Source organism: Rhizobium sp. UBA1881 (genome assembly GCF_002338015.1).
GTDB lineage: Bacteria > Pseudomonadota > Alphaproteobacteria > Rhizobiales > Rhizobiaceae > Rhizobium.
Genome location: NZ_DDHH01000186.1, coordinates 14,040 through 37,028, shown reverse-complemented (window position 1 = coordinate 37,028; position 22,989 = coordinate 14,040). Strand labels below are relative to the sequence as shown.

Genomic DNA, 22,989 nt, shown 5'->3' with positions numbered 1-22,989 from the left:
GGTGCCGCCGATGCCGGCGCCGACGTAAGGCGTAACGTAGCCGTAGGTGCCGAGATCGACATAGGCGTTGGCCATCAGCGACCATGCAGTCAGCGAGGAAAGATCGGTCGAGGAGCAGGTAACCTGGCAGGCGCCGAAGGCAGAGCCACCGCCGCTGGTGGAACCGTGGAAGTCGGACTTGCCGAGATAATCCAGCGTCACGTCGGTGCGGAGATAGTTGTTGATCTGGTAACCGACACCGCCGCCGATGGTCCAGGCATCATCGAGATCCGAGCGGTCGAAATCGACTTCGCTGGCATTGCTGCCCTGGAAGTATTTCGCGCCACGCAGATCGTTGAAGCCGTAGCCGACATCGCCGCGCAGATACCAGCCGGTCGCTTCGGTCACGGTGACCTCGGGAGCGGCGATCGGTTCGGCGGGCATGAGGTCCGCGGCATAAGCATTCGAGGTAATGAGCAATGCGGCGAAGACGCCAGACAAGCTTCTCTTCATGGATCCCACTCCAAGGTTCGACGCCTGGCAGGATCGAGCTCCGCCAGTTGAATACGTTTCGGTAAGGATAATGAAGTGGAAACGTTAAGCGCTGCTTAACTGTAATTGTCAAACATCGCCTTTTACTCAAAGGCACTGGCAAACCACTGATTTGGTTCTGATTTTAATACTGAAGCACGCATCAGGCGGACGCGGTCAAAGCCTGCGGAGAGCACCACCCGCGCGTCGCTGCCACGCTAATAAAAAGCGCCCGACTTAACAAAGTTAATAGCGGTTCTGGCCGATCAGGCGTAGGGTGCATCGTCGGTCAGGACTTTTAAGGCAATGACCGCTTGGGAGTTACTAAGCGCTTCCGCCCCTTTATGGAGGTGCGCCCATGTCTAAGCTCAATAGAGCTATTTCGTTCGAAGAAGATCTATCGCCCGTTTTCGATGCCCTGTCGCTTTGGTGCAGGGAGCAGAAATTTGGGGCCGACAGTCTGCAAGGCTGCGCAGCCGCATCGAGGCTGCTCGACTTCTTCGAAGACGGTGCCATCACGACACCAGCGCTTCTCGAGCTCATGCGTCGAGACGTGATCTGACAAAATCGCGATGTACAAGTGAGAATGCCCAGCCAAAGGCTGGGCATTGGAAGCTTGTGGACGGTGCCTGACGAATGTCAGGCGGCCGTGCGCACGCTTGAGATCGTGCCGATCAGGTCGTTGACGATGCGCTCGATCTGGCTGCGATCGTCGCCCTCAGCCATGACGCGGATGAGCGGCTCGGTGCCGGACGGACGGATGACCAGACGGCCGCTCTTGGCAAGCTCGGCCTCGGCCTCGGCAATCGCCTGCTGCACATGCAGATCCTCCAGCGGCTTGCCGCCGGAGTAGCGCACGTTGCGCAGCAGCTGCGGCACGGGCTCGAAACGGCGGCAGATTTCGCTGACGGTCTTGCCGGTGCGCTTGACCGCGACCAGGATCTGCAGCGCGGCCACGAGGCCGTCGCCGGTCGTGCCGTAATCCGACAGCACGATATGGCCGGACTGCTCGCCGCCGACATTGTAATTGTTGTTGCGCATGTGCTCGACCACATAGCGGTCGCCGACAGCCGTGCGCACCAGGCCAAGCCCCTTGCCCTGCAGGAAGCGCTCCAGGCCGAGATTGGACATGACGGTGGCGACGATGCCATCTCCACGCAACTGCTGGCTCTCGGCATAGCTTTCGGCGATCACGGCCATCAGCTGGTCGCCATCGACGATCGCGCCGTTCTCGTCGACGATGATCACACGGTCAGCGTCGCCGTCAAGCGCGATGCCGATATCGGCGCGCACTTCATCGACCTTCTTCTGCAAGGCAACCGGGCTGGTGGAGCCGCAGTTGAGGTTGATGTTGGTACCATTCGGCTCGTTGCCGATGACGACGACATCGGCGCCTAGTTCCCAGAGCACGGCCGGTGCCACCTTGTAGGCGGCGCCATTGGCGCAATCGATGGCGATCCTCAGACCCTGCAGCGTCACGTCGCGCGGCAGCGTGCGCTTGGCATGCTCGATATAGCGGTCATGAACGCCATCAACGCGCTTGGCGCGGCCGATATCGTCGGACTTGGCGAGCTGCGCGCTCATGTCCTTCTCGAGCAGATCCTCAATCTGCATTTCCAGATCATCCGACAGCTTGTAGCCATCGGGACCGAAGAGCTTGATGCCGTTGTCCTCGTAAGGGTTGTGCGAGGCGGAGATCATCACGCCGATATCGGCGCGCAGCGAGCGCGTCAGCATGGCGACGGCAGGCGTCGGGATCGGGCCGAGAACGAAGGCGTCGAGGCCGGCGGCGGTGAAGCCCGCGACCATGGCGTTTTCAAGCATGTAGCCGGAAAGCCGCGTGTCCTTGCCGATAACGACCCGGTGGCGGTGGTTGCCGCGGCGGAAGATCGTGCCTGCCGCGATACCGACCCGCATCGCGAGATCCGGCGTCATCGGAAACACATTGGACTGACCGCGAATACCATCAGTGCCGAAATAGCGTCTTTTCATATGCACCCCTGTGCCTTGAGCGCGCGTTACGCTGCGCATCGTCGTGTCTGCAAATTGCACGCCTGCGCGTGTTCCCTCGCCAGAGAGGCCTTCATTGAGGCCACCTTATGTCAGCGGAATGCCACAAAACGCGGCAACCATCACGTCAATTAACGAGAAAATCGATTATATCCCGTTACCAACGAAAAAGGCCGGACACCATCTCGGGTGTCCGGCCTGCTCATGATTTCCAAAGAAAATCAGTGTGGTTGCGGCTCCATGCCGCCTTCGGCCTCGTCGCCCTTGGCAGGACGCGTGCCGGTCTTCGGCACGGCCGAACCACGGCTCGGAGGCGTATCGTCACCGAGATCACGCGACGGCTTTTCGCCGCGAATCAACGCCTTGATCTCTTCGCCGGTCAGCGTCTCGTATTCGAGCAGGCCTTCGGCGATGGCCACGAACGCGTCATGGTCGTCGGTCAGGATACGGCGCGCTTCGGCGTAGGCTTCGTCGATCAGCTTGCGAACTTCCGAATCGATGGTCATGGCCGTCGCTTCGGACACGTTCTTCGACTGCGAAACCGAGTGACCGAGGAAGACTTCCTGCTGGTTTTCACCATAGGAAACCTGGCCGAGCTTGTCGGAGAAGCCCCACTGGGTGACCATCGCACGGGCAAGCTTGGTGGCCTGCTCGATGTCGGACGATGCGCCCGATGTGATGTTCTCCTTGCCGAAGGTCAGTTCTTCGGCAACGCGGCCGCCCATCATGATGACGAGGCGCGAGACCATCCACTTGTAGCTCATCGAGTAGCGGTCGCCCTCGGGAAGCTGCATGACCATGCCGAGTGCACGGCCGCGCGGAATGATCGTTGCCTTGTGCAGCGGATCGGCCACCGGAACCTTGAGCGCCGTGATGGCGTGGCCGGCTTCGTGGTAGGCGGTCAGCTTCTTCTCGGCTTCGGTCATGGCAGACGAGCGGCGCTCGGCGCCCATCATGATCTTGTCCTTGGCGTCTTCGAATTCCTGCATGGTGACGACGCGCTTGTTGCGACGCGCGGCCATGAGGGCGGCTTCGTTGACGAGGTTCATCAGGTCGGCACCGGAAAAGCCGGGCGTACCGCGAGCCAGAACCTTGAGATCGACATTCGGTGCCAGCGGCACGTTGCGGGCGTGAACCTTGAGGATGCGCTCGCGACCGACGATATCGGGGTTCGGAACCACGACCTGGCGGTCGAAACGGCCCGGACGCAGCAGCGCCGGATCGAGAACGTCGGGACGGTTGGTCGCCGCGATCAGAATGATGCCTTCGTTTGCTTCGAAGCCGTCCATCTCGACCAGCAGCTGGTTCAGCGTCTGCTCGCGTTCGTCGTTACCGCCGCCGAGACCGGCGCCACGATGGCGACCGACGGCGTCGATTTCGTCGATGAAGATGATGCAAGGCGCGTTCTTCTTGGCCTGTTCGAACATGTCGCGGACGCGGCTTGCGCCGACACCGACGAACATTTCGACGAAGTCGGAGCCCGAGATCGTGAAGAACGGAACATTGGCTTCGCCTGCGACGGAGCGTGCGAGCAGCGTCTTACCGGTACCGGGAGGACCGACCAAGAGCACGCCGCGCGGAATCTTGCCGCCGAGACGCTGGAACTTCTGCGGATCGCGCAGGAATTCTACGATTTCCTCGAGGTCCTGCTTGGCTTCGTCAACGCCGGCGACGTCATCGAACGTGACGCGGCCATGCGCTTCGGTAAGCAGCTTGGCCTTCGACTTGCCGAAGCCCATCGCGCCGCGCGAACCACCCTGCATCTGCCGCATGAAGAACAGCCAGACGCCGAGGATGAGAAGCATCGGCAGCAAGGTGCCGAGATAGCTCAGGAAACCGGAAGAACCGTCGGTTTCGGGACGTGCCGAAACGAGAACATTCTTCGTCTGCAGACGATCGAGCAGATTGTCGTCGACCACAGGCGTATAGGTTTGGAAGGTGGTGCCATTCTCAACATAGCTGCCGGAGACGCGGTTACCCGTGACGACGACTTCCTTGACGCGGCCCGCATCCACTTCACGCAGAAACTGCGAATAAGGGATATCGCGGGAGCTGGTCTGCGCCGGCGACGTCTGGAACATACTGAAGAGGGCAATCAGCAAAAGCGCTATGATTGCCCACAAGGCGAAATTACGTAAGTTAGGGTTCATCGAACTCCCCAGCACTGGAACGACCGCCTCATGGCGACCGCTTTATTTGGCTTCTAACATAGGATTGCGTCAGGCGGTTGCCAAGGCAAACCCATCAGTTAGATGGTTTTTCCGTCAATAAGACCTAAAGGCGGTTTTGGATAGGGGCGTGTTCCAAAGGCTGCCGCGAGGCTGGTCGCGAACTTGACGTCCAATCGTGTCAAAAAACGGTCGAAGGGCGCGAAATATGGCACGACGTCGAGCATGCCGGCGAGATCGGGCGACGGGTCGGCGGCGACGATGCGCGGTTGCGCCGCACGGGCTCGGGCGAGCGTGCTTTTGGGGAGGTTTTCGGGTGCGGGCGTGGCGGCACCAGCAGTCCCCACCGCCCCAACGGTCACCTCAATGCTAGAACCATTCACCACCAGATAACGCCCATCCCAAACGCCATGCTCGCCAGCGCCAACTGCAATCGGCACCAGCCCCCGCGTCTCCCGCGCCAAATAGAGCCCATCGCGCCTCAGATCGAACACCACCCGCCCGGCAGTCATCCGGCCCGGCTGGCCCACCGCGATAAGGCCGAGCACCGCGCCAATCTGCTCCGCCCCAAGCGCAAACGCCTGCCCGCCGATCACAGCCGCAAGCCGCGCAAGCCCATGCCCGAGCACCGTCTGATCAAAGCCAAGACCAGCAACCCCAACCCGCACCAGCATTCCCTCATGCACATCGACATGCGCATCGACCCACCCGGCCGCAGCCTCGTCGAGCACCACTCGCGCAAAGGTCATCGCCTCGATCTCGGCGACTGAGATCCCCTCGCCCGCCAGCGCCTGACGCGTTCGCACCCGCTCGTATTTCACATCCTCGTTGCTCGGGTCATCGCTCCAGCCGATACCGTGCAGCTTAAGCATCGCGCGAATATCCCCCCGCAGCGAAAACAGCAGCGGGCGGGCGATCCAGATGCGGCGGTCGAATAATACGACGTCGGCGATCCCGGTCGTGGTGGCGGCCGAGCGTTGGCCGCGCATCGCAAACGTCTCGCGCTGATCGTCGAGCGTGTGGCCGGTCACAATAATGTCAGCGCCGAGCTCGACCGCCGCCTCGGCGAGCAGCCCGTAGCGGGCGTCGCGCGCCGCCGCCATGATGCCGGCCTTCGGCTTAGCGCCCTGCCAAACCTTGGTGACGTGAGGAATATCGAGCGATCGGCAGAGAGCAGCGACATCGCGCGCCTCATCGGCCGATTGCGGGCGCAGCGCGTGGTCGATGGTCGCGGCGCAGAGGGAAATTTTGGGATTGGGTTCGGCCTTCAGCGCATCATGGAGCGCGATCAGCAGGCCGGTGGAATCGCTGCCGCCCGAAATCGCGACGAGAATGCGCGAGGGCTGGTCAAGCGAGGAGAGAAAGCGTCGTGTCGCCGTCTCTGGAGATAGGATGCCGTCCGGGCGCAAGACCGGAAAGCCTTAGCAGGAAAGACGCTTCTGCTCGCTCGCGACCTTGGATATGACGGCGCGGGAAGCCTTGGGATAACGCTTCGGCACTTCGCGCAGCGTTGCGCAGGCAGTTTCAGTGTTGTCGAGTGCGGCGAGCGACATGCCGAGCTTAAGCAGCATTTCCGGCGCCTTTTCCGACGTGCCGTACTTCTGGTGCGCGTTCAGGAAGGTCTTGGCCGATTCGTTGAACTTGCCCTGCGAATAGAGCGCTTCGCCGAGCCAGAAATTGGCATCAGCCGCGCGCGCGCTGTTCGGATACTGGCCGATATAGGCGTTGAATTCCTTTTCGGCGGTCGAGTAGTCGCCGGAGAGTACATGGCCGTAAGCGGCCTTGTACTGATCGGCCTCGCTGCCGAGCGACGCCGTCTGCGAGCCTGCCGCACCGACCGGCGGCAGCGGGCTGGAGCCGACTTCGGCGCCCGGATTGACCGAGCCACCGATCGGATTGCCGTTCTGGTCGAACTGCATGGAGCCGAGCTGCTGCGGCGGCTGGCCGAGACCGGTGTTCTCAGGGACGTCGGTCGAGGGCGACGTTTCAGGCGCCCTCGAGGTCTGGATGGCGCGGGCGACATCGTCGCCACCGCCCTGTGCCATCCCCTGGCCCTGGCCCATTCCCTGACCTTGCGCTGTCTGGTTGGAAGCGGGGATATCGGCTTCGCTCTTCTTCATCGGCTTGGATGCACCACCGGCGCTGCCGCCACCGCCGCCGCTCTTTTCCAGTTCCTGGAAGCGGAATTCATTGTCTTCCTGTGCCTTGCGGATGGTTTCCTGCATCTGCAGCAGCTGGAAGCTCATTTCCTCGATACGGCCGTTCAGCTGGCGAAGCTGATCTTCGAGCTGCTGGATGCGCACTTCCGCGCCGCCGGCCTGCACGTTGACGACGGGCGCCTGCGCCGGTGCCTGGCTGGCCGTCTTGTTTCCGAAATGCAATCCGAATAGCGACGACGCGTTCGCCGACTGGCCAACCCCGGCCACCGTTGCGAGGCAGAGCATGCCCGCCACGACAAATTTCTTCATTTGGTTCGTCCTGTCCCAGTGATTCTTCGCGCCTCGATGGCACGAACAGGAGATTTTTCCAATTGCTTTCAAAAAGCAACGGAGTTCGGCCAAAGTGTGTTCAAAAAGAAAAGGCGGCCCGCGATGGAGCCGCCTTTCCAATTTGTAATAAAACCCGGCATTTTATCGCCGGATCGGCAATTACATGCCAGCGCCGCCGAGAACGGTAACGGCGCGGCGGTTCTGCGACCAGCAGGAGATGTCGTCGCAAACGGCAACCGGGCGTTCCTTGCCGTAGGAGATCGTCTTCATGCGCTGAGCCGGAACGCCGCGCGAAGCGAGGTAGTCCTTGGTGGCAGCCGCACGGCGAGCGCCGAGAGCGAGGTTGTATTCGCGCGTACCGCGTTCGTCGGCATGGCCTTCGATCGTGATTGCGTACTTCGGATAACGGCCGAGCCACTGAGCCTGACGGTCGAGCGTCTGGGCAGCGTCGGCGCGAACCGAGGTCGAGTCGGTGTCGAAGAAGATGCGGTCGCCAACGTTGACGGTGAAGTCCTGGGCCGAACCCGGGGTCGCAGCGCCTGCACCGAGGCCGAGATCACCGGCGCTGTTGGCCATGTTCTTCTTGTTGGCGCAGCCGGCAAGTGCCAGACCGGCGACGAGCGCGATCATGACCGGGTTGCGGGCGAAGTTCTGCATGCGGCTCATTGCCGGGGTATGAATTCGGCTCATGGCCGGTCTCCTTGCGACTTGATTAAGGTTGCCGGACTGTAACCGTTCTCGGTTAATCGGCTTTCAAGAACTATGGTTAACGAATGGTTGATTTGGCCCTCTGTCGCCCCATTCGTAGATTTTTGAGGCGACAAGAAGGCAGGCATGCGGACTTTCCTACTCCAGAAGCGGCGACCAGGCCGGGTCGGAAGCGTAAGCGGGGGTCTTGATCATCTGCTCGTTGTAACCGCTCAGATCGATCGAGTAGAGCTGCGGGCCACCTGCACCCGCCGCCTGGCGGAAGAACATGATGACGCGGCCGTTCGGCGCCCAGGTCGGGCCTTCATTGTGGAAGCCCGTCGTCAGGATGCGCTCGCCCGAACCATCAGGCTTCATCACGCCGATCGAGAACTTGCCGCCCGACTGCTTGGTAAAGGCGATCAGATCGCCGCGCGGAGACCAGACCGGCGTGGAGTAGGAACCGTCGCCGAAGGAGATACGCGTCTGGCCGGAACCGTCGGCGCTCATCTTGTAGAGCTGCTGGCGGCCACCGCGGTCACTTTCGAACACGATCTGGCTGCCGTCAGGCGAATAGGACGGCGATGTATCGATCGCGGCCGTGGAGGTCAGGCGCGTCGTGGTGCGCGAGCGCAGGTCCATCGTGTAGATGTTGGCGTTGCCTTCCTGCTGCAGGCTCATCACCACCTTCTGGCCGTCAGGCGAGAAGCGCGGCGAGAAGGTCATGCCGGGGAAGTTGCCGACCACTTCACGCTGTCCGGTTTCCAGCTGCAGCAGGTAGACGCGCGGCTGCTGGTTGGCGAAGGACATGTAGGTGACTTCCTGCCGGTTCGGCGAGAAGCGCGGGGTCAAAACGAGGTCGCTGCCATTGGTGAGCATGCGCACGTTGAAGCCGTCCTGGTCCATGATGGCGAGCTGGCGCTTGCGCTCCTGCTTGCTGCCGGATTCGGACACGAAGACGACGCGGGTGTCGAAGTAGCCTTCTTCACCGGTGATCTGCTTGTAGATCGCGTCGGCGATGATGTGGGCCACGCGGCGCCAGTTCTCAGGCTGCGTGTAGAACTGCTGGCCGGTCATCTGGCTGCCGGCAAACGTGTCCCAGAGACGGAACTCGGCGCGAAGGCGGCCATCGGCCTCCTGCGTGACACGGCCGGTGACCAGCGCCTGCGCGTTGATGACCTTCCAGTCCTCGAAGCGCGGAGCGGCATCCGGGTTGGAGATCTTCTCGATGAAGGCATTCTTGGCGATCGGCTTGAACAGGCCCGAGCGCTGCAGATCCGCGGCGATAACCTGCGAGACCTGGGCGCCCATGTCGCCCTGCAGGAAGTCGGTGATCGCGATCGGCAGGGGCTCGACATTGCCCTTGTTGATGTTGATTTCGACAAGCGCATGCGCCGGCGTGGCGATGACCGCGGTGGTCATCATGCCTACGGCGACCATCAGGGCGCGGAAAAGGGAACACTTGGTCATAGAGGACAAGCCTTTCAGCATTTTAAAGGGCTAGATCGCTGGGGTCGAAATTGACGATGACTTCGCCCCAGGCGTCGTATTTGTCTTTCGGCAGATTGGTGAACGGCGACGACTTCATGACGGCGCGCTTAGCGCCGCTGGCGAGCGCCATGCGGGTCGATTCGTTGGTGCCGCCGATGGCTTCCACTTCGGGAGCGCCAATGATGTTGCCGTCGGGGTCGAGCTTCATGTGGACCCTGATGCGGACTTCGCTGGCGCCTTCCATGCCGGGAATGACCGACCAGTTGCCGGCGATCGCGCTGCGCAGCGCATCCATTTCGCTCATCGACAGCTTGGAGCCGCCGGTCGCCTTCTTGGCGCCGAGCGAGGCCACTTCGGTCGAGCTCTTGGCGCCGCCGTTAGACGGATCCTGCTTGTTCAAGAGGGCGGCGATGTCATCGGCGTTGAAGTCGCTCTTCTGCGCGGAAGAGGCCTTGGCCTTTTCCTGCTTCTTGTCGGACTTCTTCTTGTCCGACGGTTTTTCGTCGGTCTGCGCCTTGTCTTCCGTCTTCTTCTCCGCGGGCTTTTCAGCCGGCTTCTGTTCCGGCGGCTTCGGCTGCGGCTTGATTACGGGTGTCGGCACCTTGTCCGGCAATGCTTCAGCATCCGGCTTCGGCGGCTCGGGCATGTCTTGCGGCTTCTCTTCAGCCTTCGGAGGCGTCGGCGCGATTTCCGGCTTCGGCGGCGTGATCGACGCGACCTGGCTCGGTTCCACCGCCGTATCTTCCTTCATGATGTCCTTCACCTCGTTGGGCACGGGATCATTTTCCGGAAGCGGCTTTTCGGAGGCCTTCGGTGCTGCGGCCGACTCGTTGTTGTTTGGCTTGGCGTTCGGGATCGGCGGCGTCTTCAGGTCAACCTTGTTCTCGCCCATGTTTTCGGCGTTGGCCACATTGGTCGGCTTGGAGGTCGGCTTCGGCGCCGGCTTGTCGCTCGGCTTGGCCGTCTTGTCTCCCTGCTGCAACTGCGTCAGGTCCTCGACAGGCACGAGGTTGACGGGCATGGCCTCGAAATCCTCGACCTTGAACTCCGACGGGGAGCCGATCGAAATCAGCGCCCAGGCGAGCAGAGCACAGTGCAGTACAGCAGATGAGACAATACTGGCCTTCATAGCTCTACTACGGGCCCTTCTTCTCTTGGGTGACGAGACCGATGTTCTTGAAGCCCGCACCCTGGATGCGTGCCATGACATCGGCGATCACGCCGTAAGGCGCGGCCGAGTCGCCACGAACGAAGATGCGCTCATTGTAGCCGGTGGTGGCGATCGCCTCGAGCTTGGCGGCGATTTCCTCGACCGGGATCGGCGTTTCCTGCAGGAACGCGGTACCGTCGTTCTTGACGGAGATCGTGATCGGCTGCGTTTCGGAATTCAGCGCCTTGGCCTGCGTTTCCGGCAGGTCGATCGGCACGCCGACCGTCATCATCGGAGCGGCGACCATGAAGATGATCAAAAGCACGAGCATGACGTCGACCAGCGGCGTCACGTTGATTTCGGAAATGGCGCCACCTCTGTGGCCACCGCGACGACGCCGACGGTTTCCACCGCCTCCGCCACCGCTTGGAGCACCCATACCCATGTCGTTCTCTCCGTTTCCGTCGGATTACTGCGCGGCCTGACGCGGCTGCAGCTTCTCGTCGATTTGGCGCGAAAGAATGGCGGAGAATTCATCCGCGAAACCTTCCATGCGTGCCGAGAGCTTGCCCGCATCGGCGGAGAACTTGTTGTAGGCGATAACCGCCGGGATAGCGGCGACGAGGCCGATCGCGGTTGCGAGCAGCGCTTCGGCGATACCTGGTGCAACGACGGCGAGGTTGGTCGATTTCGAACCGGCGATCGCCTGGAACGAGGTCATGATACCGACGACGGTACCGAACAGACCGATGAACGGGCCGGCCGAGCCGATCGTCGCCAGCGAGCCGAGACGGGCCGACAGCCCTTCGGATTCGCGAGCAAGCGTCACGTCCATGGCGCGGTCGATACGCATCTGCAGGCCGATCGGCGAACGTGCGCCGCGCTCGAACGACTTTTTCCACTCGCGCATGGCGGCGACGAAGATCGAGGCGAGGCCCGTGTTGTTACGCTCCGACAGCGAGCGGTAGAGTTCTTCCAGCGACTGGCCCGACCAGAATACCTGCTCGAACTTGTCGAACTGCCGGCGCGCGCGGCCAAAGGCCAGATACTTGTCGATGACGATCGCCCAGGTCCAGACGGACGCTGCGATAAGACCGAGCATAACGAGCTTGACGACGAGGCCAGCCTGCATGAAGAGCGACCAGAGACTGACGTCCGTGTGAGCCGCTGCCAATCCTACTTGTTCCATTGATCCAAAATCCCCGAATCCAAACGCCCGGCGCTTGACCGGGCGGCACAAAGTGATCTCGCAAGATATGTCTGGCTGCCGCCGCCCAAAGCCCTGGTCAAGCTTCCAAGCTCTTATCCGCCTTCCTTGCCGTCAAATTTGGTCAAAGGAAGGCGTGCACCGCACAAACTCTGACAATCCGAGTAAGACACTATTATCGTTAATAGTTCGTTAGCGCCGGATCATAAAAGGCTGACTATTGGCGTTAGGATGATCCCTTGGAATACTTGGCCAGATCTCAGATCGATGACCAAAACAGCACAAACCTTGCGCGCGGCAATTCCTTCACATGAAAGTCATGTTTTTGCAAGCAGCGTTTTTCAGGAAGCTGCCATGTCGTCAGGGCTGAGCAATATCACGCCCAAAGGCGCGAAATGACGGACATTCGCCGTGACCACCGTCAGATTGCGCACCGAAGCCGTCGCCGCGATCAGCACGTCAGCCAAGCCCTGCCTGTGACCGCTCGCCTCCGCCTGCTCCTCGATCTTACCAGCCGCCATCGCAATATCCGCGTCGACAGGCAGAACGTGATCACCGAACTGACCCATCAATCCGGAAAGCCATTCCGCGAGCTTGGCAGCCCTTGCATCAGCACCCTTACGTTCGAGCTTTTTGATCCCGCGCTGGATCTCCGCGATGGTGATGGCTGAGAGATAGAGCGAGCCTTCGCCGCCTCGCTCAGACATCCATTCTCGAATATCAGGTGAGATTGCCGGCCGACCCGGCGCAAACAGCGAGATGATGTTGGTGTCGAGCAGGTAGCCGGTCACAGCTCGGCGTCACGCATGCTGGATGTGTTCCGTTCCAGATCCAGGTCATCGTCGAGACCGCCGGGAAATGACATCAGATATTCGCCGAGATTGAGCTTCGTCTTGGCAAACGCCTTCTTCGCCTCCTCGGCCGCCTCAAGCGAAACGATAGCGGCGACCGGCTTTCCGTGGCGAGTAATTGTCACGAACTCGCCGCTCATCGCTTCATCGACGAGACTGGAGAACGTTGCCTTTGCATCGCGAAGTGTAACTGTCGTCATCGGAACCTCAGCGTGACCACAGGTGACTACATAGCAGTTCGCTCGCGAAGTTTCAACGAACCGCCGAGGTCAGACCTCGATCATCATCTGCTTCGCCAACCCTTCCGGCAGCCGCCGAGGACGACCGCTGGCGTTGATAACGGCGATGATCACCTTGGCGGCGATCAGGAGTGTTTCGTCGCGGCGGATCTCCTGCGCGAGCACCATCTTGGCGCCGCCGGCCTTTTCGGTGCGCGTCGTCACCGTCAGGATATCGTCCATGCGCGCCGGCGACTTGAAATCGATCTCCATGCGATGGACGACGAAGACCAGCCCCTCTTCATCGGCGGTGATCAGTTCGCGCTGCTCGACGCCGAGGCAGCGCAGATAGTCGGTGCGGCCGCGCTCGAGGAAGTGCAGATAGCGGGCGTGATAGACCAAGCCGGAGAAATCGGTGTCCTCGTAATAGACCCGCTGCAGCAGGCGATGGCCCGCTTCCGTCAGTTCGCCCGAGATCGAATGCACACCGTCCGCCATAATTTTCTCCAAAGTCGCGCGCCCTCTTTGGCTGAAGACATTCCGCCTTGCAAGCATTGAACAATTGTCACGCTTTCTAAGTAATCCTCGATAGCCAAGGCCAACAAGGAGACGACACCATGAAGATTGCGGTGATGGGCGGAGATGGATTTATCGGCTGGCCGACATCATTGCATCTGTCGGACGCCGGCCACGATATTCACATTCTCGACAACCTCTCGCGACGCTGGATCGACACCGAACTCGGCGTCCAGTCGCTGACCCCGATGGACTCGATCCAGGAGCGCACCCGCATCTGGCATGCCGAGACCGGCCGCCGTATCCACTTCAACCTGATCGATCTCGCGAGGGATTACGAACTGCTGAAGAAATGGCTCGCCGAGAACCGGCCCGACGCCATCATCCACTTCGCCGAGCAGCGAGCCGCGCCCTATTCGATGAAGAGCGATCGCCACAAGAACTACACCGTCAACAACAACATCAACGCCACCCATAATCTCCTGAACGCGCTGGTCGAACTGCAACTCGACGCGCATCTGATCCACCTGGGCACCATGGGCGTCTACGGCTATTCGACGGTCGGCGCCGCCATCCCCGAGGGGTATCTCCCCGTCGACATCGAGACGACGAGCGGCGAAACCGTAAGCCAGGAAATCCTCTACCCCGCCAATCCCGGCTCAATCTACCACATGACCAAGTGCCTGGATCAGACGCTCTTCCATTTCTACGCCAAGAACGACGGCCTCAGGATCACCGATCTGCACCAGGGCATCGTCTGGGGCACCCACACCGAGCAGACACGCCGCCACGAACAGCTGGTCAACCGCTTCGATTATGACGGCGACTACGGCACCGTTCTGAACCGCTTCCTGATCCAGGCCGCGATCGGCTATCCGCTGACCGTCCACGGCACCGGCGGCCAGACCCGCGCCTTCATCCACATCCAGGATTCCGTACGCTGCATCGAGCTGGCGCTGAAGAACCCGCCGACGCGCGGCGCCCGCGTCGAGATCTTCAACCAGATGACCGAAACCCACCGCGTCCGCGACCTCGCCGAGATGATTGCGAAACTATCAGGCGCCGAGATCGCCTGGCTCCCCAATCCGCGCAAGGAAGCGCCGGAGAATGAGCTGATCGTGAAGAACGACAAGTTCCGCAATCTCGGCCTCGATCCGATCACGCTGAAGACGGGGCTGATGGGCGAGATCGTCGACGTCGCGAAGAAGTTCGCCTATCGCGTCGATCGCAGCCGCGTACCGGCGGTGTCGGCCTGGACGCGGGATATCGCGCCGACGATCAACCACGATCCCGAGGGCAAGCGATTGAAGTCGGTGTCGTGAGGGAGGGTGGATATCGGAAGCGCCGAGTCCGAAGCCCCCTCATCCGCCTGCCGGCACCTTCTCCCCGGTGGGGAGAAGAGACTCGCTGCAGCCGCTCGAACTCAACAAAGCCAGGCGTCCTAACTATAGGGCAGAACGCCCACCACCTGCCTCTCCTCCCCAACGGGGAGAAGTGCCGGAGCGCCAGCGAGGCGATGAGGGGGGCGAGGCTCGCCGAGCGGCCTGAGCGACAAGCGAAGGCCACCCTCACAGCCCTCCCCGAGACCCACGCAAGATGACCTCCCCCAACGCCTACATCACCCTAGTCACCAACGCCGACTACGCCATGGGCGCCACCGCGCTCGCCCGCTCGCTGCGCATGACCCACACGACAGCCGACATCGTCGTCCTCCACACCGGCGACGTCACCGAAGCTGACCTCGCGCCCCTCAGCACCCTCGGCTGCCGCCTCATCCCAGTCGAGCACCTGCCGCTGTCGGACGCCTTCAACGAGCGCCACGCGCGCGGCCAACTCCACGCCGCGGCCCCCTTCACCAAGGGCCGCAAGCCGCTCTTCCACTCGCCGCTCGACAATTTCTGCAAGCTGCGCCTCTGGGAACTGACCGAATACACGACCTGCGTCTTCATCGACGCCGATGCCATCGTGCTGCGCAATATCGACCGGCTCTTCGCCTACCCCGAATTCTCCGCTGCGCCCAATGTCTACGAATCGCTCGCCGATTTTCACCGCATGAACTCCGGCGTCTTCGTCGCAAAGCCTTCGAAGGAAACATTCAGCGCCATGCTGGAGCGGCTCGACCAGCCGGAAATCCTGTGGAAACGCACCGACCAGACCTTCCTGCAGGCATTTTTCCCGGAATGGCATGGTCTACCTGTTTATTTCAACATGCTACAATATGTCTGGTTTACCATGCCTGCGCTTTGGGACTGGAACAGTATTTCCGTCCTGCACTACCAGTATGAGAAGCCATGGGAAACAGATCATCCGAAGGCCGAAAGCCTGCGGCCGCTGATCGACCTGTGGCAGGCATTCTACACGGGCAAGGACGTGCCGGACATATCGGCCATGGCCAATCCGAAAGGGGCAGCATGAAGGTACTGGTATCGGGTGGAACAGGACTTGTCGGTCGTTATATCGTCGAGGAACTGCTTGCAGCCGGATATTCGGTCATCATCGGTGGCCGCCATGCGCCGTTGCCGCGCGCCTTCTCCCGCCCCGTCGATTTCGCGCCGCTGTCGCTCGATCCCGAGAAGGACCATATCGAGGCCTTCGACGACGCCTATTTCTTCGTGCACGCCGCCTTCCATCACGCGCCCGGCAAATATCGCGGCGGCGAAGGCGACGATCCCGAAACCTTCAAGCGCTTCAATCTCGATGGCACCGTGCGCCTGTTCGAGGCCGCCAAGCGCGCCGGTACGCGCCGCTGCATCTTCATCTCCAGCCGTGCCGCCTATGGCGAGCATCCGCCGGGAACGACGCTGACGGAGGCGACACAGGAAAAGCCGGAGACGCTCTACGGCCAGACCAAGCTCGACGCCGAACGCAGCCTGGCGCATCTGGCCGCGCCCGGCTTCGCCACCGCCAGCCTGCGCCTCACCGGCGTCTACGGCAATCTGCGACCCAACAAATGGGACAAGCTGTTCGGCGATTACCTGAGCGGCCGGCCGATCCCCGCCCGCGCCGGCACCGAAGTGCACGGCCAGGATGTCGGCAAGGCCGTGCGCGTCATGCTCGAGGCCGATGCCGGCCGCATTTCCGGCGAGACCTTCAACGTCTCCGATCTCGCGCTCGACACCTGGGATATTCTCGAGCCGATCCGCTGGGAACACGATTGCGCCAACCGCCTGCCTGTAGCCGCCGACAAGTCGCTGCTGACGCCGATGGACACGACCAAGCTGCAGGCGCTGGGCTGGCAGCCGGGCGGACTGCCGCTCTTCGAGGAAACCATTCACGCGCTCGCGACACAGCCGGCGGCCTGACACCCGAACGTCGCATACACGCGTTGCTTTTGCATACGCGCGTTTTATTGTCGCCGCCGAACGAGCAAGGCGGACACCAATGAACGCAAAAGACATCAAGGCCGGCATGCGCGCCGAAAGGCTGGCGCTGAGAGATGCCATTCCCGTGGAGACCAGGGCCGCTATGAGCCTTGCCATGGCCGAACACGCCGGCGAGGCGATTGTGTTTGATCCCGGCACCATCATCTCCGGCTTCCTGCCGATCCGCTCGGAAGCCGACCTTCGCCCGCTGATGGCGCGGTTTCGCGCACGCGGGGCCCGGCTCTGTGTCCCCGCCATTCTAGACCGCCAGACCATCGCTTTTCGCGAACTCGTGGATGGCGCACCGCTGGTATCGACAGGCTTCGGCACGTCTGGTCCCGGCCCTGACGCGCCGGTTCTCGATCCCGAGATCCTGCTGGTGCCGCTGTCCGCCTTCGACAAACGCGGCCACCGGATCGGCTACGGCGCCGGCCATTATGACCGCGCGATCGACCGTTTGAGGCAAAAAGGCATGCATCCGAAACTCATCGGCATTGCATTCGACTGCCAGGAAGTGGCACATGTGCCCGACGAGCCGCACGATGTAAGCCTGGATGCCATCCTGACAGAAAGCGGCCTGCGCTTTTTTGCCTCTTGGATTGGATAGCAATGCGACTGCTTTTTTTGGGTGACATGGTCGGCAAGACGGGACGCACGGCGGTGTGGGATCGCCTCCCCGGCCTGATATCGGACCTGAAGCTCGACTTCGTCGTCGTCAACGGCGAAAACGCCGCCGGCGGCTTCGGCATCACCGAGGACATCTTTCTCGAGACCATCAATGCTGGCGCCGACGTGGTGACGACGGGCAATCACGTCTGGGACCAGAAGGAAGCCGTCGCTTTCGCGGGTCGAAACGACCAGTTCCTGCGCCCGGCCAACTACCCGCAGGGCACGCCCGGTCGTGGCTCCGGCCTGTTTTACGCCCGCAACGGCGCCCGCGTGCTGGTTGCCAATGTCATGGGCCGCGTCTTCATGCATCCGGAGCTCGACGACCCCTTCAAGGCGGCAGAAACCATTCTCGATGCCTGCCCGCTGAAGGAACAGGCCGATGCGATCATCTTCGATTTCCATGCGGAGGCCACCAGCGAGAAGCAGTGCTTCGGCCACTTCGTCGATGGCCGCGCCTCCTTCGTCGTCGGCACCCACACGCATGTGCCCACCGCCGACCACCAGATCCTGAACGGCGGCACCGCCTATCTCTCCGACGCCGGCATGTGCGGCGACTATGACAGTTCGCTCGGCATGGACAAGGAAGAGCCGCTGAACCGCTTTATCTCGAAGATGCCGAAGGGCCGCATGGAGGCCGCCACCGGCCCCGCCACCATCTGCGGCGTCGGCGTCGAGATCTCGGATGCGACGGGCCTTGCCGAAAAGATCGCGCCGCTACGCCTCGGCCCGAGACTGTCGGAAACCATTCCGGAATTCTGGCGCTAATCCGGGCACCATATTCCGGTGACGGAAAAGTGAGCAGCGATTGCCGGATTTGATCTGGACCGCTGCCGACCCTTGCCGCATCCTTTTGCCAGTGAAAGCGCTGGGGACGTGGCATGAAGCTGCATTTTCTTGTCTTCGCAATGACCACCCTCTCCGACCTGCTGCCGGGCTGGCTGGGTTCTGACGCCGCGCAGGCGCAGGAAGCGCGCCGCAACGTCAGTCAATGCCAGGCGATCGCGCAATCCATCCCCAAGGCCACATTCGCGAGCTTCTCCGGCGCCGTCCCGATAGCGGGCGCGGCGGACAACGAGACGGTGACGCTCACCTATATCGGCCACTCGACCTTCCTGATCGAAACGCCCGGCGGCATCAGCATCGCTACCGATTACAGCGGCTGGTACACGCCGCCGCGCATGCCGATGGTGGCCACGATGAACCGCGCCCACTCCTCGCACTATACGCTGACGCCCGATCCGGCGATCAAATATGTGCTGCACGGCTGGAGCGACGTCCCGGGAGAGAAAGTAAAGATCGATCTGACGGTCGGCGACACCTACATCCGCAACGTCACCACCGATATCAGAGGCGGCTATGGCGGGCCGCAGGCGGATGGAAACTCGATCTTCATCTTCGAGGTCGCGGGGCTCTGCATCGGCCATCTCGGCCACCTGCACTACGAACTGACCGACGCGCATTACACGGAGATCGGCCGGCTCGATATCGTCATGGTCCCCGTCGACGGCGGGCTGACTATGGGCGCCGACAGCATGAGCCGCATCATCAAGCGCCTGCGCTCCTCGCTCATTCTGCCAATGCACCAGCCACGACCGCTCACCAACTTCCTCTCGATGTTCGGCCCCGACTTCGACGTCGTCTACGCGACGGGCAACAGCATCGACGTCTCGATGCGCACGCTGCCGAAGAAGCCGCAAATTTTTGTGGCGAAGGGGATGCAGTAGGCGGAGGTGCTTCTGTCACTCAGAGCGACGGGAATATCGGGCGGTGCTTTTCGTCATAGGCTTCGATAAGATCGCCCATCCGCGACGCCAGCAAGGCGAGCGGATGATCTTCGTCATCACCGATCTCGGCAAAGATTTCGTCAAGCTGCCCGACAAGGCGATCATACTCCGCCTCGTTCGTCGGCATTGTGAGAAGTGGCGCCACCATCACACGGAGGCACCCTTAACGATGGCATCGACCTCGTCGATCACGTCGTCCAGGTCATGCCCGAGGCCTGCGTCGATATCCTTGCGCGCTTGATCCAGCTCCCTGATTTCCCGGCCTTCCGACGCGAGATAGGATTTCAGAGCGCGCACGAACACCCAGCTCCTGCTTCGGTCGAAGATGCCAGCGATCTGCTCGATCTCCGCCAGCACACCGACAGGCAAACGCATGGTGATCGGGTCCGAAAGCTCATGATTGCCCATCGCCTCACCTCCGGTTGCAACACAAGCTACACCACACCAGCAGACGCGTCAAACCTCCCACCCATGCAGCCTACGCAACAAAAAGCCCAGGAGCCAGAGCTCCCGGGCCTCGATCGACTTCGCCTCAATCAATCTCAAGCAAACTGCAAATGCTGGCGCACGCCGACGTCAGGCATCTTGTCCTCGTCGAGATTGGCCTTGGCGATTTCCCAGCCGAATTTCAACTTGCTGCCGGTCGACACCCAGATTTCGGCGTCGTCGACATGCATGGCAAGCATCGTCAGTTTCGGGTCCTTCTTGCCATCCTCGTACCAGGCGGCCACGACCGAGTTCCAGTACTCCTCTATCTTGGAGGCATCCTGGCGAACCTCGATCTTGCCGGCGAGGCAGGCGTGGTAGTCGTGATCCTTGCCAACCACGCAGAAATGCGCGCGCGTTCCGGGCTTGATCGCCCGCACGATTTCCGCGTCCGACTTGGTGTAGAACCAGATGGTGTTGGTCTTGGGATCGGCGTTCGGCGCCATGGGCTGCATGTGCATGTCGGCGCCATCGACGCCGAGCATGCCGGCATGAATGTCGTTGACCTGATCCCAGAGCTGGCGTGCCGGGTGTTCCCGTGCCTCGTTGAAACTAGCCATAGCGCTTCCTTCCGTTTCGAATGGTCCGTGTTTGAAACGTCATCTCGCGGGCTTTGTTCCCCAAAGTGAAAACAGATGCTACGCTCCAGATATCGTGGGGATATGGGGGATCGTCATGCGCATAGCGGCATTGGTCACGCTGGGCTTCGCCTCGGCATTGTCTCTGGCATCGGTCTCGCCCGCCGACGCCGCCGATCGCAGCTTCATGCCCGACGAGAACGGCCAGATCGTCTTCGTCACCCCATCGAGAAACATCGGCTGCATCTACATCCCGAAGGGCGGCACGGAGATGTATAAGCCCGATGACGGCGGCCCCGAGCTCGGCTGCGACCGCATCGAGCCGAAATACATCCGGCTGATCCTGTCCGCCTCGGGCAAGGCCTTCATCTTCGAGATGGAAGGCGACACCGCCTGCTGCGACGATGTCAACGTGCTGAACTACGGCGATCGCTGGAAGGCGGGACCGTTTACCTGCATGTCCGACGAGAGCGGCCTCACCTGCCGCCGCAAGGACGGGCACGGCTTCTTCGCGAGCCGCAACAAATACACCGTCGATTGACGTCGCGCCCCGGCGCCGCGGCCATCCGGCACGCCTGTTTTCCCTTGAACGCGCCCCGTTTCACTCTTATAAGGCGGCCCATTCCCAACAATAAGACGTGAACAGGGGTGCCATGGCTGGCCATTCACAGTTTAAAAACATCATGCATCGCAAGGGCCGTCAGGATGCCGTGCGGTCGAAAATGTTCTCCAAGCTCGCGCGCGAAATCACCGTTGCCGCCAAGGCCGGTCTGCCCGACCCGACGATGAACGCCCGCCTGCGCCTGGCGATCCAGAACGCCAAGGCCCAGTCGATGCCGAAGGACAACATCGACCGCGCCATCAAGAAGGCTGCCGGCGCCGATGGCGAGAACTACGATGAAGTGCGCTACGAAGGCTACGGCCCGGGCGGCACCGCGATCATCGTCGAAGCGCTGACCGACAACCGCAACCGCACCGCCTCCAACGTCCGCTCGATCTTCACCAAGGCCGGCGGCGCACTGGGCGAAACCGGCTCGGTATCCTTCTCCTTCGACCATGTCGGCGAGATCACCTACAAGCTCTCTGCCGGCGATGCCGACAAGATGATGGAAGCGGCGATAGAAGCCGGTGCCGACGACGTCGAGACCGACGAAGAAGGCCACTACATAACCTGCGGTTTCGAAGCCCTCGGCGAAGTCGCCAAGGCGCTGGAAGCCTCGCTCGGCGAAGCCGAAACAGTAAAGGCCGTCTGGCGCGCCCAGAACAACGTGCCTGTCGACGAAGAGCGCGCCCAGTCGCTGCTGAAGCTGATCGACAGCCTTGAGGACGACGACGACGTGCAGAACGTCTATTCGAACTTCGAAGTTTCGGAAGAAGTTCTGGCCAAGCTCTCGGCCTGATCACTTCCGATCTCAATCCCAAAAACCGGCCCCGGAAACGCGGCCGGTTTTTTTATTGTCCACAGGTCTATCCGCGTGAACCCTCACATACTGGCCTCAAGCGGTAACACGTCCGTGAACACGGGGTGTTTGTTAAGGCCTCGGTAACCCTGGCCGCTTTGAATGCCGCCCATTCGCTCCAGCCGGTCTGCCTCAAGGCCAGCCTCACTTCATACTCTCGGCGGGAAAACGACCCATGAAAAGACTATCCCTTTCGCTCTCCATCGCACTTGCAGGCACGCTCGCAGGCGCGGTCACGGCTCATGCGCAGCCATCCATGGTCAAGCAGTTCGACGATTGGGGTGTCTATTCCTACGACCGCTCGGGCAAGACGGTGTGCTATATTCTGACAGTGCCGAAGACCATGCAGCCCGCCGCCGTCGATCATGGCCGCAACTATTTCGTAGTCGGCCGTGCCCCCGGCCGTGGCACCAATTACGAGCCGCAGGCAATCATGGGCTATGATCTGAAGCCCGGCTCGCGCGCCAAGGTCGAGATCGGCGGCAAGGAATTCACCATGTTCACCAAGGGTTCGTCCGCCTGGGTGCTGGAAGAGACCAAGGAGCCTGATCTGATCGACTCCATGCGCGGCGGCAGCGACATGACCGTCGACGCCGTCTCGCGCCGCGGCACCGCCACCAGCTACACCTACTCGCTGAACGGCGTCACCGCCGCGCTGAAGCGCATGGCACAGTGCAACTGAGCCGATCGCAATGCGTAAGACAAAACTGACGAAGCGCATCTCGGCATGAGGCGCGCTCGAATGGACGGCACCCGGGTGCCGTCCCCTGCCCGCCTTGCCCGCGGCTGGAAGCGCACGGCGGCGATCTGCCTCGCCGGCATGGCGCTCGCCTGCACCTCGATCGCCGCCAATCCGCTGCTGTCGCAGCCGGCACCCGTCGCGGCCAAGGCCGACAACGGCCCCAAGGGCCGCGAGACCGGGCTGAAGGTCCCTCGCTTCGTATCACTGCGGTCGCGCGAGGCCCGCATGCGCGTCGGGCCCTCGCTCGATTACGGCATCGCCTGGATCTACCGCGTCCCCGGCCTGCCGCTGGAGATCACCGCCGAATACGGCAACTGGCGCCAGGTGCGCGACAGCGACGGCGTCTCCGGCTGGATGCACCGCGCGCTGCTGTCGAGCAACCGCACCGCCATTGTCGGGCCGTGGCTATCGGCGCACGTGCCCCTCCGCGACGGACCGAGCAGTTCTGCCCGCAAGCTGGCCTCGCTGACCCCTCGCGTTCGGGTCGCGATCAGCGATTGCGACGGCAGCTGGTGCAAGGTGGATGTGACCGGCCACGATCTGGACGGCTTCATCAGGCAATCCGCGCTCTGGGGCGTCTATCCCAACGAGATGATCAAGTAGAGGCCCGG

General features: G+C 61.9%; 27 protein-coding genes. 11 read left to right on the top strand and 16 right to left on the bottom strand.

The features are described from left to right. Window positions 1–492, bottom strand: a 492-nt coding sequence (locus B3605_RS22605; RefSeq protein WP_296436111.1) for an outer membrane beta-barrel protein, incomplete at its 3' end; no start/stop codon positions are given. 376 nt (window positions 493–868) lie between these two features. On the opposite strand from B3605_RS22605, the gene B3605_RS22600 reads away from it, so the two are divergent. Next, the gene (locus B3605_RS22600; RefSeq protein WP_112944938.1) at window positions 869–1,072 is read left to right on the top strand and encodes a hypothetical protein; all 204 of its coding nucleotides are present in this window, start codon (window positions 869–871) and stop codon (window positions 1,070–1,072) included. A gap of 77 nt (window positions 1,073–1,149) precedes the next feature. Here B3605_RS22600 and glmM read toward each other — a convergent pair whose 3' ends face one another. The 12 genes from glmM to ybgC all read right to left on the bottom strand — a co-directional run bounded on the left by glmM (window position 1,150) and on the right by ybgC (window position 13,279). Then, on the bottom strand, window positions 1,150–2,502 hold the full coding sequence (gene glmM, locus B3605_RS22595; RefSeq protein ID WP_018899615.1) for a phosphoglucosamine mutase: 1,353 nt from the start codon (window positions 2,500–2,502) through the stop codon (window positions 1,150–1,152). 239 nt (window positions 2,503–2,741) lie between these two features. Continuing rightward, window positions 2,742–4,670, bottom strand: a complete 1,929-nt coding sequence (ftsH, locus tag B3605_RS22590) for an ATP-dependent zinc metalloprotease FtsH (RefSeq protein WP_026283219.1) — start codon at window positions 4,668–4,670, stop codon at window positions 2,742–2,744. A gap of 98 nt (window positions 4,671–4,768) precedes the next feature. Continuing rightward, the gene (gene tilS / locus B3605_RS22585; protein ID WP_112944937.1) at window positions 4,769–6,097 is read right to left on the bottom strand and encodes a tRNA lysidine(34) synthetase TilS; all 1,329 of its coding nucleotides are present in this window, start codon (window positions 6,095–6,097) and stop codon (window positions 4,769–4,771) included. Window positions 6,098–6,109: 12 nt separating this feature from the next. Further along, window positions 6,110–7,156 (bottom strand): tol-pal system protein YbgF, encoded by a 1,047-nt coding sequence (ybgF, locus tag B3605_RS22580; RefSeq protein ID WP_112435319.1) that lies wholly within the window; start codon window positions 7,154–7,156, stop codon window positions 6,110–6,112. A gap of 180 nt (window positions 7,157–7,336) precedes the next feature. Continuing rightward, a complete protein-coding gene (pal, locus tag B3605_RS22575; protein WP_026283220.1) occupies window positions 7,337–7,867 on the bottom strand; it encodes a peptidoglycan-associated lipoprotein Pal in 531 nt (176 codons plus the stop codon). Window positions 7,868–8,023: 156 nt separating this feature from the next. After that, a complete protein-coding gene (gene tolB / locus B3605_RS22570; protein ID WP_112944936.1) occupies window positions 8,024–9,334 on the bottom strand; it encodes a Tol-Pal system beta propeller repeat protein TolB in 1,311 nt (436 codons plus the stop codon). A gap of 22 nt (window positions 9,335–9,356) precedes the next feature. After that, a complete protein-coding gene (locus B3605_RS22565) occupies window positions 9,357–10,484 on the bottom strand; it encodes a cell envelope integrity protein TolA (RefSeq protein WP_047509331.1) in 1,128 nt (375 codons plus the stop codon). Between the two features lie 7 nt (window positions 10,485–10,491). Beyond that, a complete protein-coding gene (gene tolR / locus B3605_RS22560; RefSeq protein WP_026283221.1) occupies window positions 10,492–10,950 on the bottom strand; it encodes a protein TolR in 459 nt (152 codons plus the stop codon). A 24-nt stretch (window positions 10,951–10,974) separates the two neighbouring features. Further along, window positions 10,975–11,694 carry a protein TolQ gene (tolQ, locus tag B3605_RS22555; RefSeq protein ID WP_026283222.1) on the bottom strand — a complete coding sequence of 240 codons (720 nt, stop codon included), beginning with the start codon at window positions 11,692–11,694 and terminating at the stop codon, window positions 10,975–10,977. Between the two features lie 359 nt (window positions 11,695–12,053). Then, entirely contained in the window at window positions 12,054–12,503 is a 450-nt protein-coding gene (locus tag B3605_RS22550) for a type II toxin-antitoxin system VapC family toxin (protein WP_112944935.1), read from the bottom strand. Then, complete coding sequence (locus tag B3605_RS22545) at window positions 12,500–12,763, bottom strand: type II toxin-antitoxin system Phd/YefM family antitoxin (protein WP_112944934.1); 264 nt, start codon at window positions 12,761–12,763, stop codon at window positions 12,500–12,502. Before B3605_RS22545 ends, B3605_RS22550 begins: the two co-directional genes overlap by 4 nt. 69 nt (window positions 12,764–12,832) lie before the next feature. Beyond that, window positions 12,833–13,279 (bottom strand): tol-pal system-associated acyl-CoA thioesterase, encoded by a 447-nt coding sequence (gene ybgC, locus B3605_RS22540; protein WP_112944933.1) that lies wholly within the window; start codon window positions 13,277–13,279, stop codon window positions 12,833–12,835. Window positions 13,280–13,398: 119 nt separating this feature from the next. On the opposite strand from ybgC, the gene B3605_RS22535 reads away from it, so the two are divergent. The 6 genes from B3605_RS22535 (at window position 13,399) to B3605_RS22510 (ending at window position 19,052) form a co-directional block, all read left to right on the top strand. Continuing rightward, a complete protein-coding gene (locus B3605_RS22535; protein ID WP_112944932.1) occupies window positions 13,399–14,619 on the top strand; it encodes an NAD-dependent epimerase/dehydratase family protein in 1,221 nt (406 codons plus the stop codon). Window positions 14,620–14,893: 274 nt separating this feature from the next. Beyond that, window positions 14,894–15,712 carry a glycosyltransferase gene (locus tag B3605_RS22530; RefSeq protein WP_112944931.1) on the top strand — a complete coding sequence of 273 codons (819 nt, stop codon included), beginning with the start codon at window positions 14,894–14,896 and terminating at the stop codon, window positions 15,710–15,712. Continuing rightward, the gene (locus B3605_RS22525; RefSeq protein WP_047509342.1) at window positions 15,709–16,599 is read left to right on the top strand and encodes an NAD-dependent epimerase/dehydratase family protein; all 891 of its coding nucleotides are present in this window, start codon (window positions 15,709–15,711) and stop codon (window positions 16,597–16,599) included. The genes B3605_RS22530 and B3605_RS22525 overlap by 4 nt, the downstream gene beginning before the upstream one ends. 79 nt (window positions 16,600–16,678) lie before the next feature. After that, window positions 16,679–17,266 carry a 5-formyltetrahydrofolate cyclo-ligase gene (locus tag B3605_RS22520; RefSeq protein ID WP_112944929.1) on the top strand — a complete coding sequence of 196 codons (588 nt, stop codon included), beginning with the start codon at window positions 16,679–16,681 and terminating at the stop codon, window positions 17,264–17,266. 2 nt (window positions 17,267–17,268) lie between these two features. Next, window positions 17,269–18,093, top strand: coding sequence for a TIGR00282 family metallophosphoesterase (locus tag B3605_RS22515; protein ID WP_026283224.1), 825 nt, complete (start codon window positions 17,269–17,271; stop codon window positions 18,091–18,093). Window positions 18,094–18,206: 113 nt separating this feature from the next. After that, complete coding sequence (locus B3605_RS22510) at window positions 18,207–19,052, top strand: MBL fold metallo-hydrolase (RefSeq protein ID WP_112944928.1); 846 nt, start codon at window positions 18,207–18,209, stop codon at window positions 19,050–19,052. 19 nt (window positions 19,053–19,071) lie between these two features. Here B3605_RS22510 and B3605_RS22505 read toward each other — a convergent pair whose 3' ends face one another. The 3 genes from B3605_RS22505 to B3605_RS22495 all read right to left on the bottom strand — a co-directional run bounded on the left by B3605_RS22505 (window position 19,072) and on the right by B3605_RS22495 (window position 20,158). Then, complete coding sequence (locus tag B3605_RS22505; RefSeq protein WP_296436103.1) at window positions 19,072–19,239, bottom strand: hypothetical protein; 168 nt, start codon at window positions 19,237–19,239, stop codon at window positions 19,072–19,074. Between the two features lie 20 nt (window positions 19,240–19,259). Beyond that, on the bottom strand, window positions 19,260–19,520 hold the full coding sequence (locus B3605_RS22500) for a CopG family ribbon-helix-helix protein (RefSeq protein ID WP_112944927.1): 261 nt from the start codon (window positions 19,518–19,520) through the stop codon (window positions 19,260–19,262). A 134-nt stretch (window positions 19,521–19,654) separates the two neighbouring features. After that, complete coding sequence (locus tag B3605_RS22495; RefSeq protein ID WP_018899635.1) at window positions 19,655–20,158, bottom strand: pyridoxamine 5'-phosphate oxidase family protein; 504 nt, start codon at window positions 20,156–20,158, stop codon at window positions 19,655–19,657. Between the two features lie 115 nt (window positions 20,159–20,273). Between B3605_RS22495 and B3605_RS22490 the strand changes: the two genes are divergently transcribed. The 4 genes from B3605_RS22490 to B3605_RS22475 all read left to right on the top strand — a co-directional run bounded on the left by B3605_RS22490 (window position 20,274) and on the right by B3605_RS22475 (window position 22,981). After that, entirely contained in the window at window positions 20,274–20,717 is a 444-nt protein-coding gene (locus tag B3605_RS22490; protein WP_112944926.1) for a DUF6636 domain-containing protein, read from the top strand. Between the two features lie 112 nt (window positions 20,718–20,829). Then, a complete protein-coding gene (locus B3605_RS22485; RefSeq protein WP_018899637.1) occupies window positions 20,830–21,576 on the top strand; it encodes a YebC/PmpR family DNA-binding transcriptional regulator in 747 nt (248 codons plus the stop codon). 235 nt (window positions 21,577–21,811) lie between these two features. Next, window positions 21,812–22,318: an invasion associated locus B family protein gene (locus tag B3605_RS22480; protein ID WP_018899638.1), complete on the top strand. Its 507-nt coding sequence runs from the start codon at window positions 21,812–21,814 to the stop codon at window positions 22,316–22,318. 60 nt (window positions 22,319–22,378) lie between these two features. After that, a complete protein-coding gene (locus tag B3605_RS22475) occupies window positions 22,379–22,981 on the top strand; it encodes an SH3 domain-containing protein (RefSeq protein ID WP_296436099.1) in 603 nt (200 codons plus the stop codon). The last annotated feature ends 8 nt before the right edge of the window (window positions 22,982–22,989 follow it).

Bases quoted from the DNA above. Each gene is read 5' to 3' on its own strand.
- B3605_RS22600 (WP_112944938.1), top strand. From the start codon at position 869: ATGTCTAAGCTCAATAGAGCTATTTCGTTCGAAGAAGATCTATCGCCC.
- glmM (WP_018899615.1), bottom strand. From the start codon at position 2,502: ATGAAAAGACGCTATTTCGGCACTGATGGTATTCGCGGTCAGTCCAAT.
- ftsH (WP_026283219.1), bottom strand. From the start codon at position 4,670: ATGAACCCTAACTTACGTAATTTCGCCTTGTGGGCAATCATAGCGCTT.
- ybgF (WP_112435319.1), bottom strand. From the start codon at position 7,156: ATGAAGAAATTTGTCGTGGCGGGCATGCTCTGCCTCGCAACGGTGGCC.
- pal (WP_026283220.1), bottom strand. From the start codon at position 7,867: ATGAGCCGAATTCATACCCCGGCAATGAGCCGCATGCAGAACTTCGCC.
- tolB (WP_112944936.1), bottom strand. From the start codon at position 9,334: ATGACCAAGTGTTCCCTTTTCCGCGCCCTGATGGTCGCCGTAGGCATG.
- B3605_RS22565 (WP_047509331.1), bottom strand. From the start codon at position 10,484: ATGAAGGCCAGTATTGTCTCATCTGCTGTACTGCACTGTGCTCTGCTC.
- tolR (WP_026283221.1), bottom strand. From the start codon at position 10,950: ATGGGTATGGGTGCTCCAAGCGGTGGCGGAGGCGGTGGAAACCGTCGG.
- tolQ (WP_026283222.1), bottom strand. From the start codon at position 11,694: ATGGAACAAGTAGGATTGGCAGCGGCTCACACGGACGTCAGTCTCTGG.
- B3605_RS22545 (WP_112944934.1), bottom strand. From the start codon at position 12,763: ATGACGACAGTTACACTTCGCGATGCAAAGGCAACGTTCTCCAGTCTC.
- ybgC (WP_112944933.1), bottom strand. From the start codon at position 13,279: ATGGCGGACGGTGTGCATTCGATCTCGGGCGAACTGACGGAAGCGGGC.
- B3605_RS22535 (WP_112944932.1), top strand. From the start codon at position 13,399: ATGAAGATTGCGGTGATGGGCGGAGATGGATTTATCGGCTGGCCGACA.
- B3605_RS22530 (WP_112944931.1), top strand. From the start codon at position 14,894: ATGACCTCCCCCAACGCCTACATCACCCTAGTCACCAACGCCGACTAC.
- B3605_RS22525 (WP_047509342.1), top strand. From the start codon at position 15,709: ATGAAGGTACTGGTATCGGGTGGAACAGGACTTGTCGGTCGTTATATC.
- B3605_RS22520 (WP_112944929.1), top strand. From the start codon at position 16,679: ATGAACGCAAAAGACATCAAGGCCGGCATGCGCGCCGAAAGGCTGGCG.
- B3605_RS22515 (WP_026283224.1), top strand. From the start codon at position 17,269: ATGCGACTGCTTTTTTTGGGTGACATGGTCGGCAAGACGGGACGCACG.
- B3605_RS22510 (WP_112944928.1), top strand. From the start codon at position 18,207: ATGAAGCTGCATTTTCTTGTCTTCGCAATGACCACCCTCTCCGACCTG.
- B3605_RS22505 (WP_296436103.1), bottom strand. From the start codon at position 19,239: ATGCCGACGAACGAGGCGGAGTATGATCGCCTTGTCGGGCAGCTTGAC.
- B3605_RS22500 (WP_112944927.1), bottom strand. From the start codon at position 19,520: ATGGGCAATCATGAGCTTTCGGACCCGATCACCATGCGTTTGCCTGTC.
- B3605_RS22495 (WP_018899635.1), bottom strand. From the start codon at position 20,158: ATGGCTAGTTTCAACGAGGCACGGGAACACCCGGCACGCCAGCTCTGG.
- B3605_RS22490 (WP_112944926.1), top strand. From the start codon at position 20,274: ATGCGCATAGCGGCATTGGTCACGCTGGGCTTCGCCTCGGCATTGTCT.
- B3605_RS22485 (WP_018899637.1), top strand. From the start codon at position 20,830: ATGGCTGGCCATTCACAGTTTAAAAACATCATGCATCGCAAGGGCCGT.
- B3605_RS22480 (WP_018899638.1), top strand. From the start codon at position 21,812: ATGAAAAGACTATCCCTTTCGCTCTCCATCGCACTTGCAGGCACGCTC.
- B3605_RS22475 (WP_296436099.1), top strand. From the start codon at position 22,379: ATGGACGGCACCCGGGTGCCGTCCCCTGCCCGCCTTGCCCGCGGCTGG.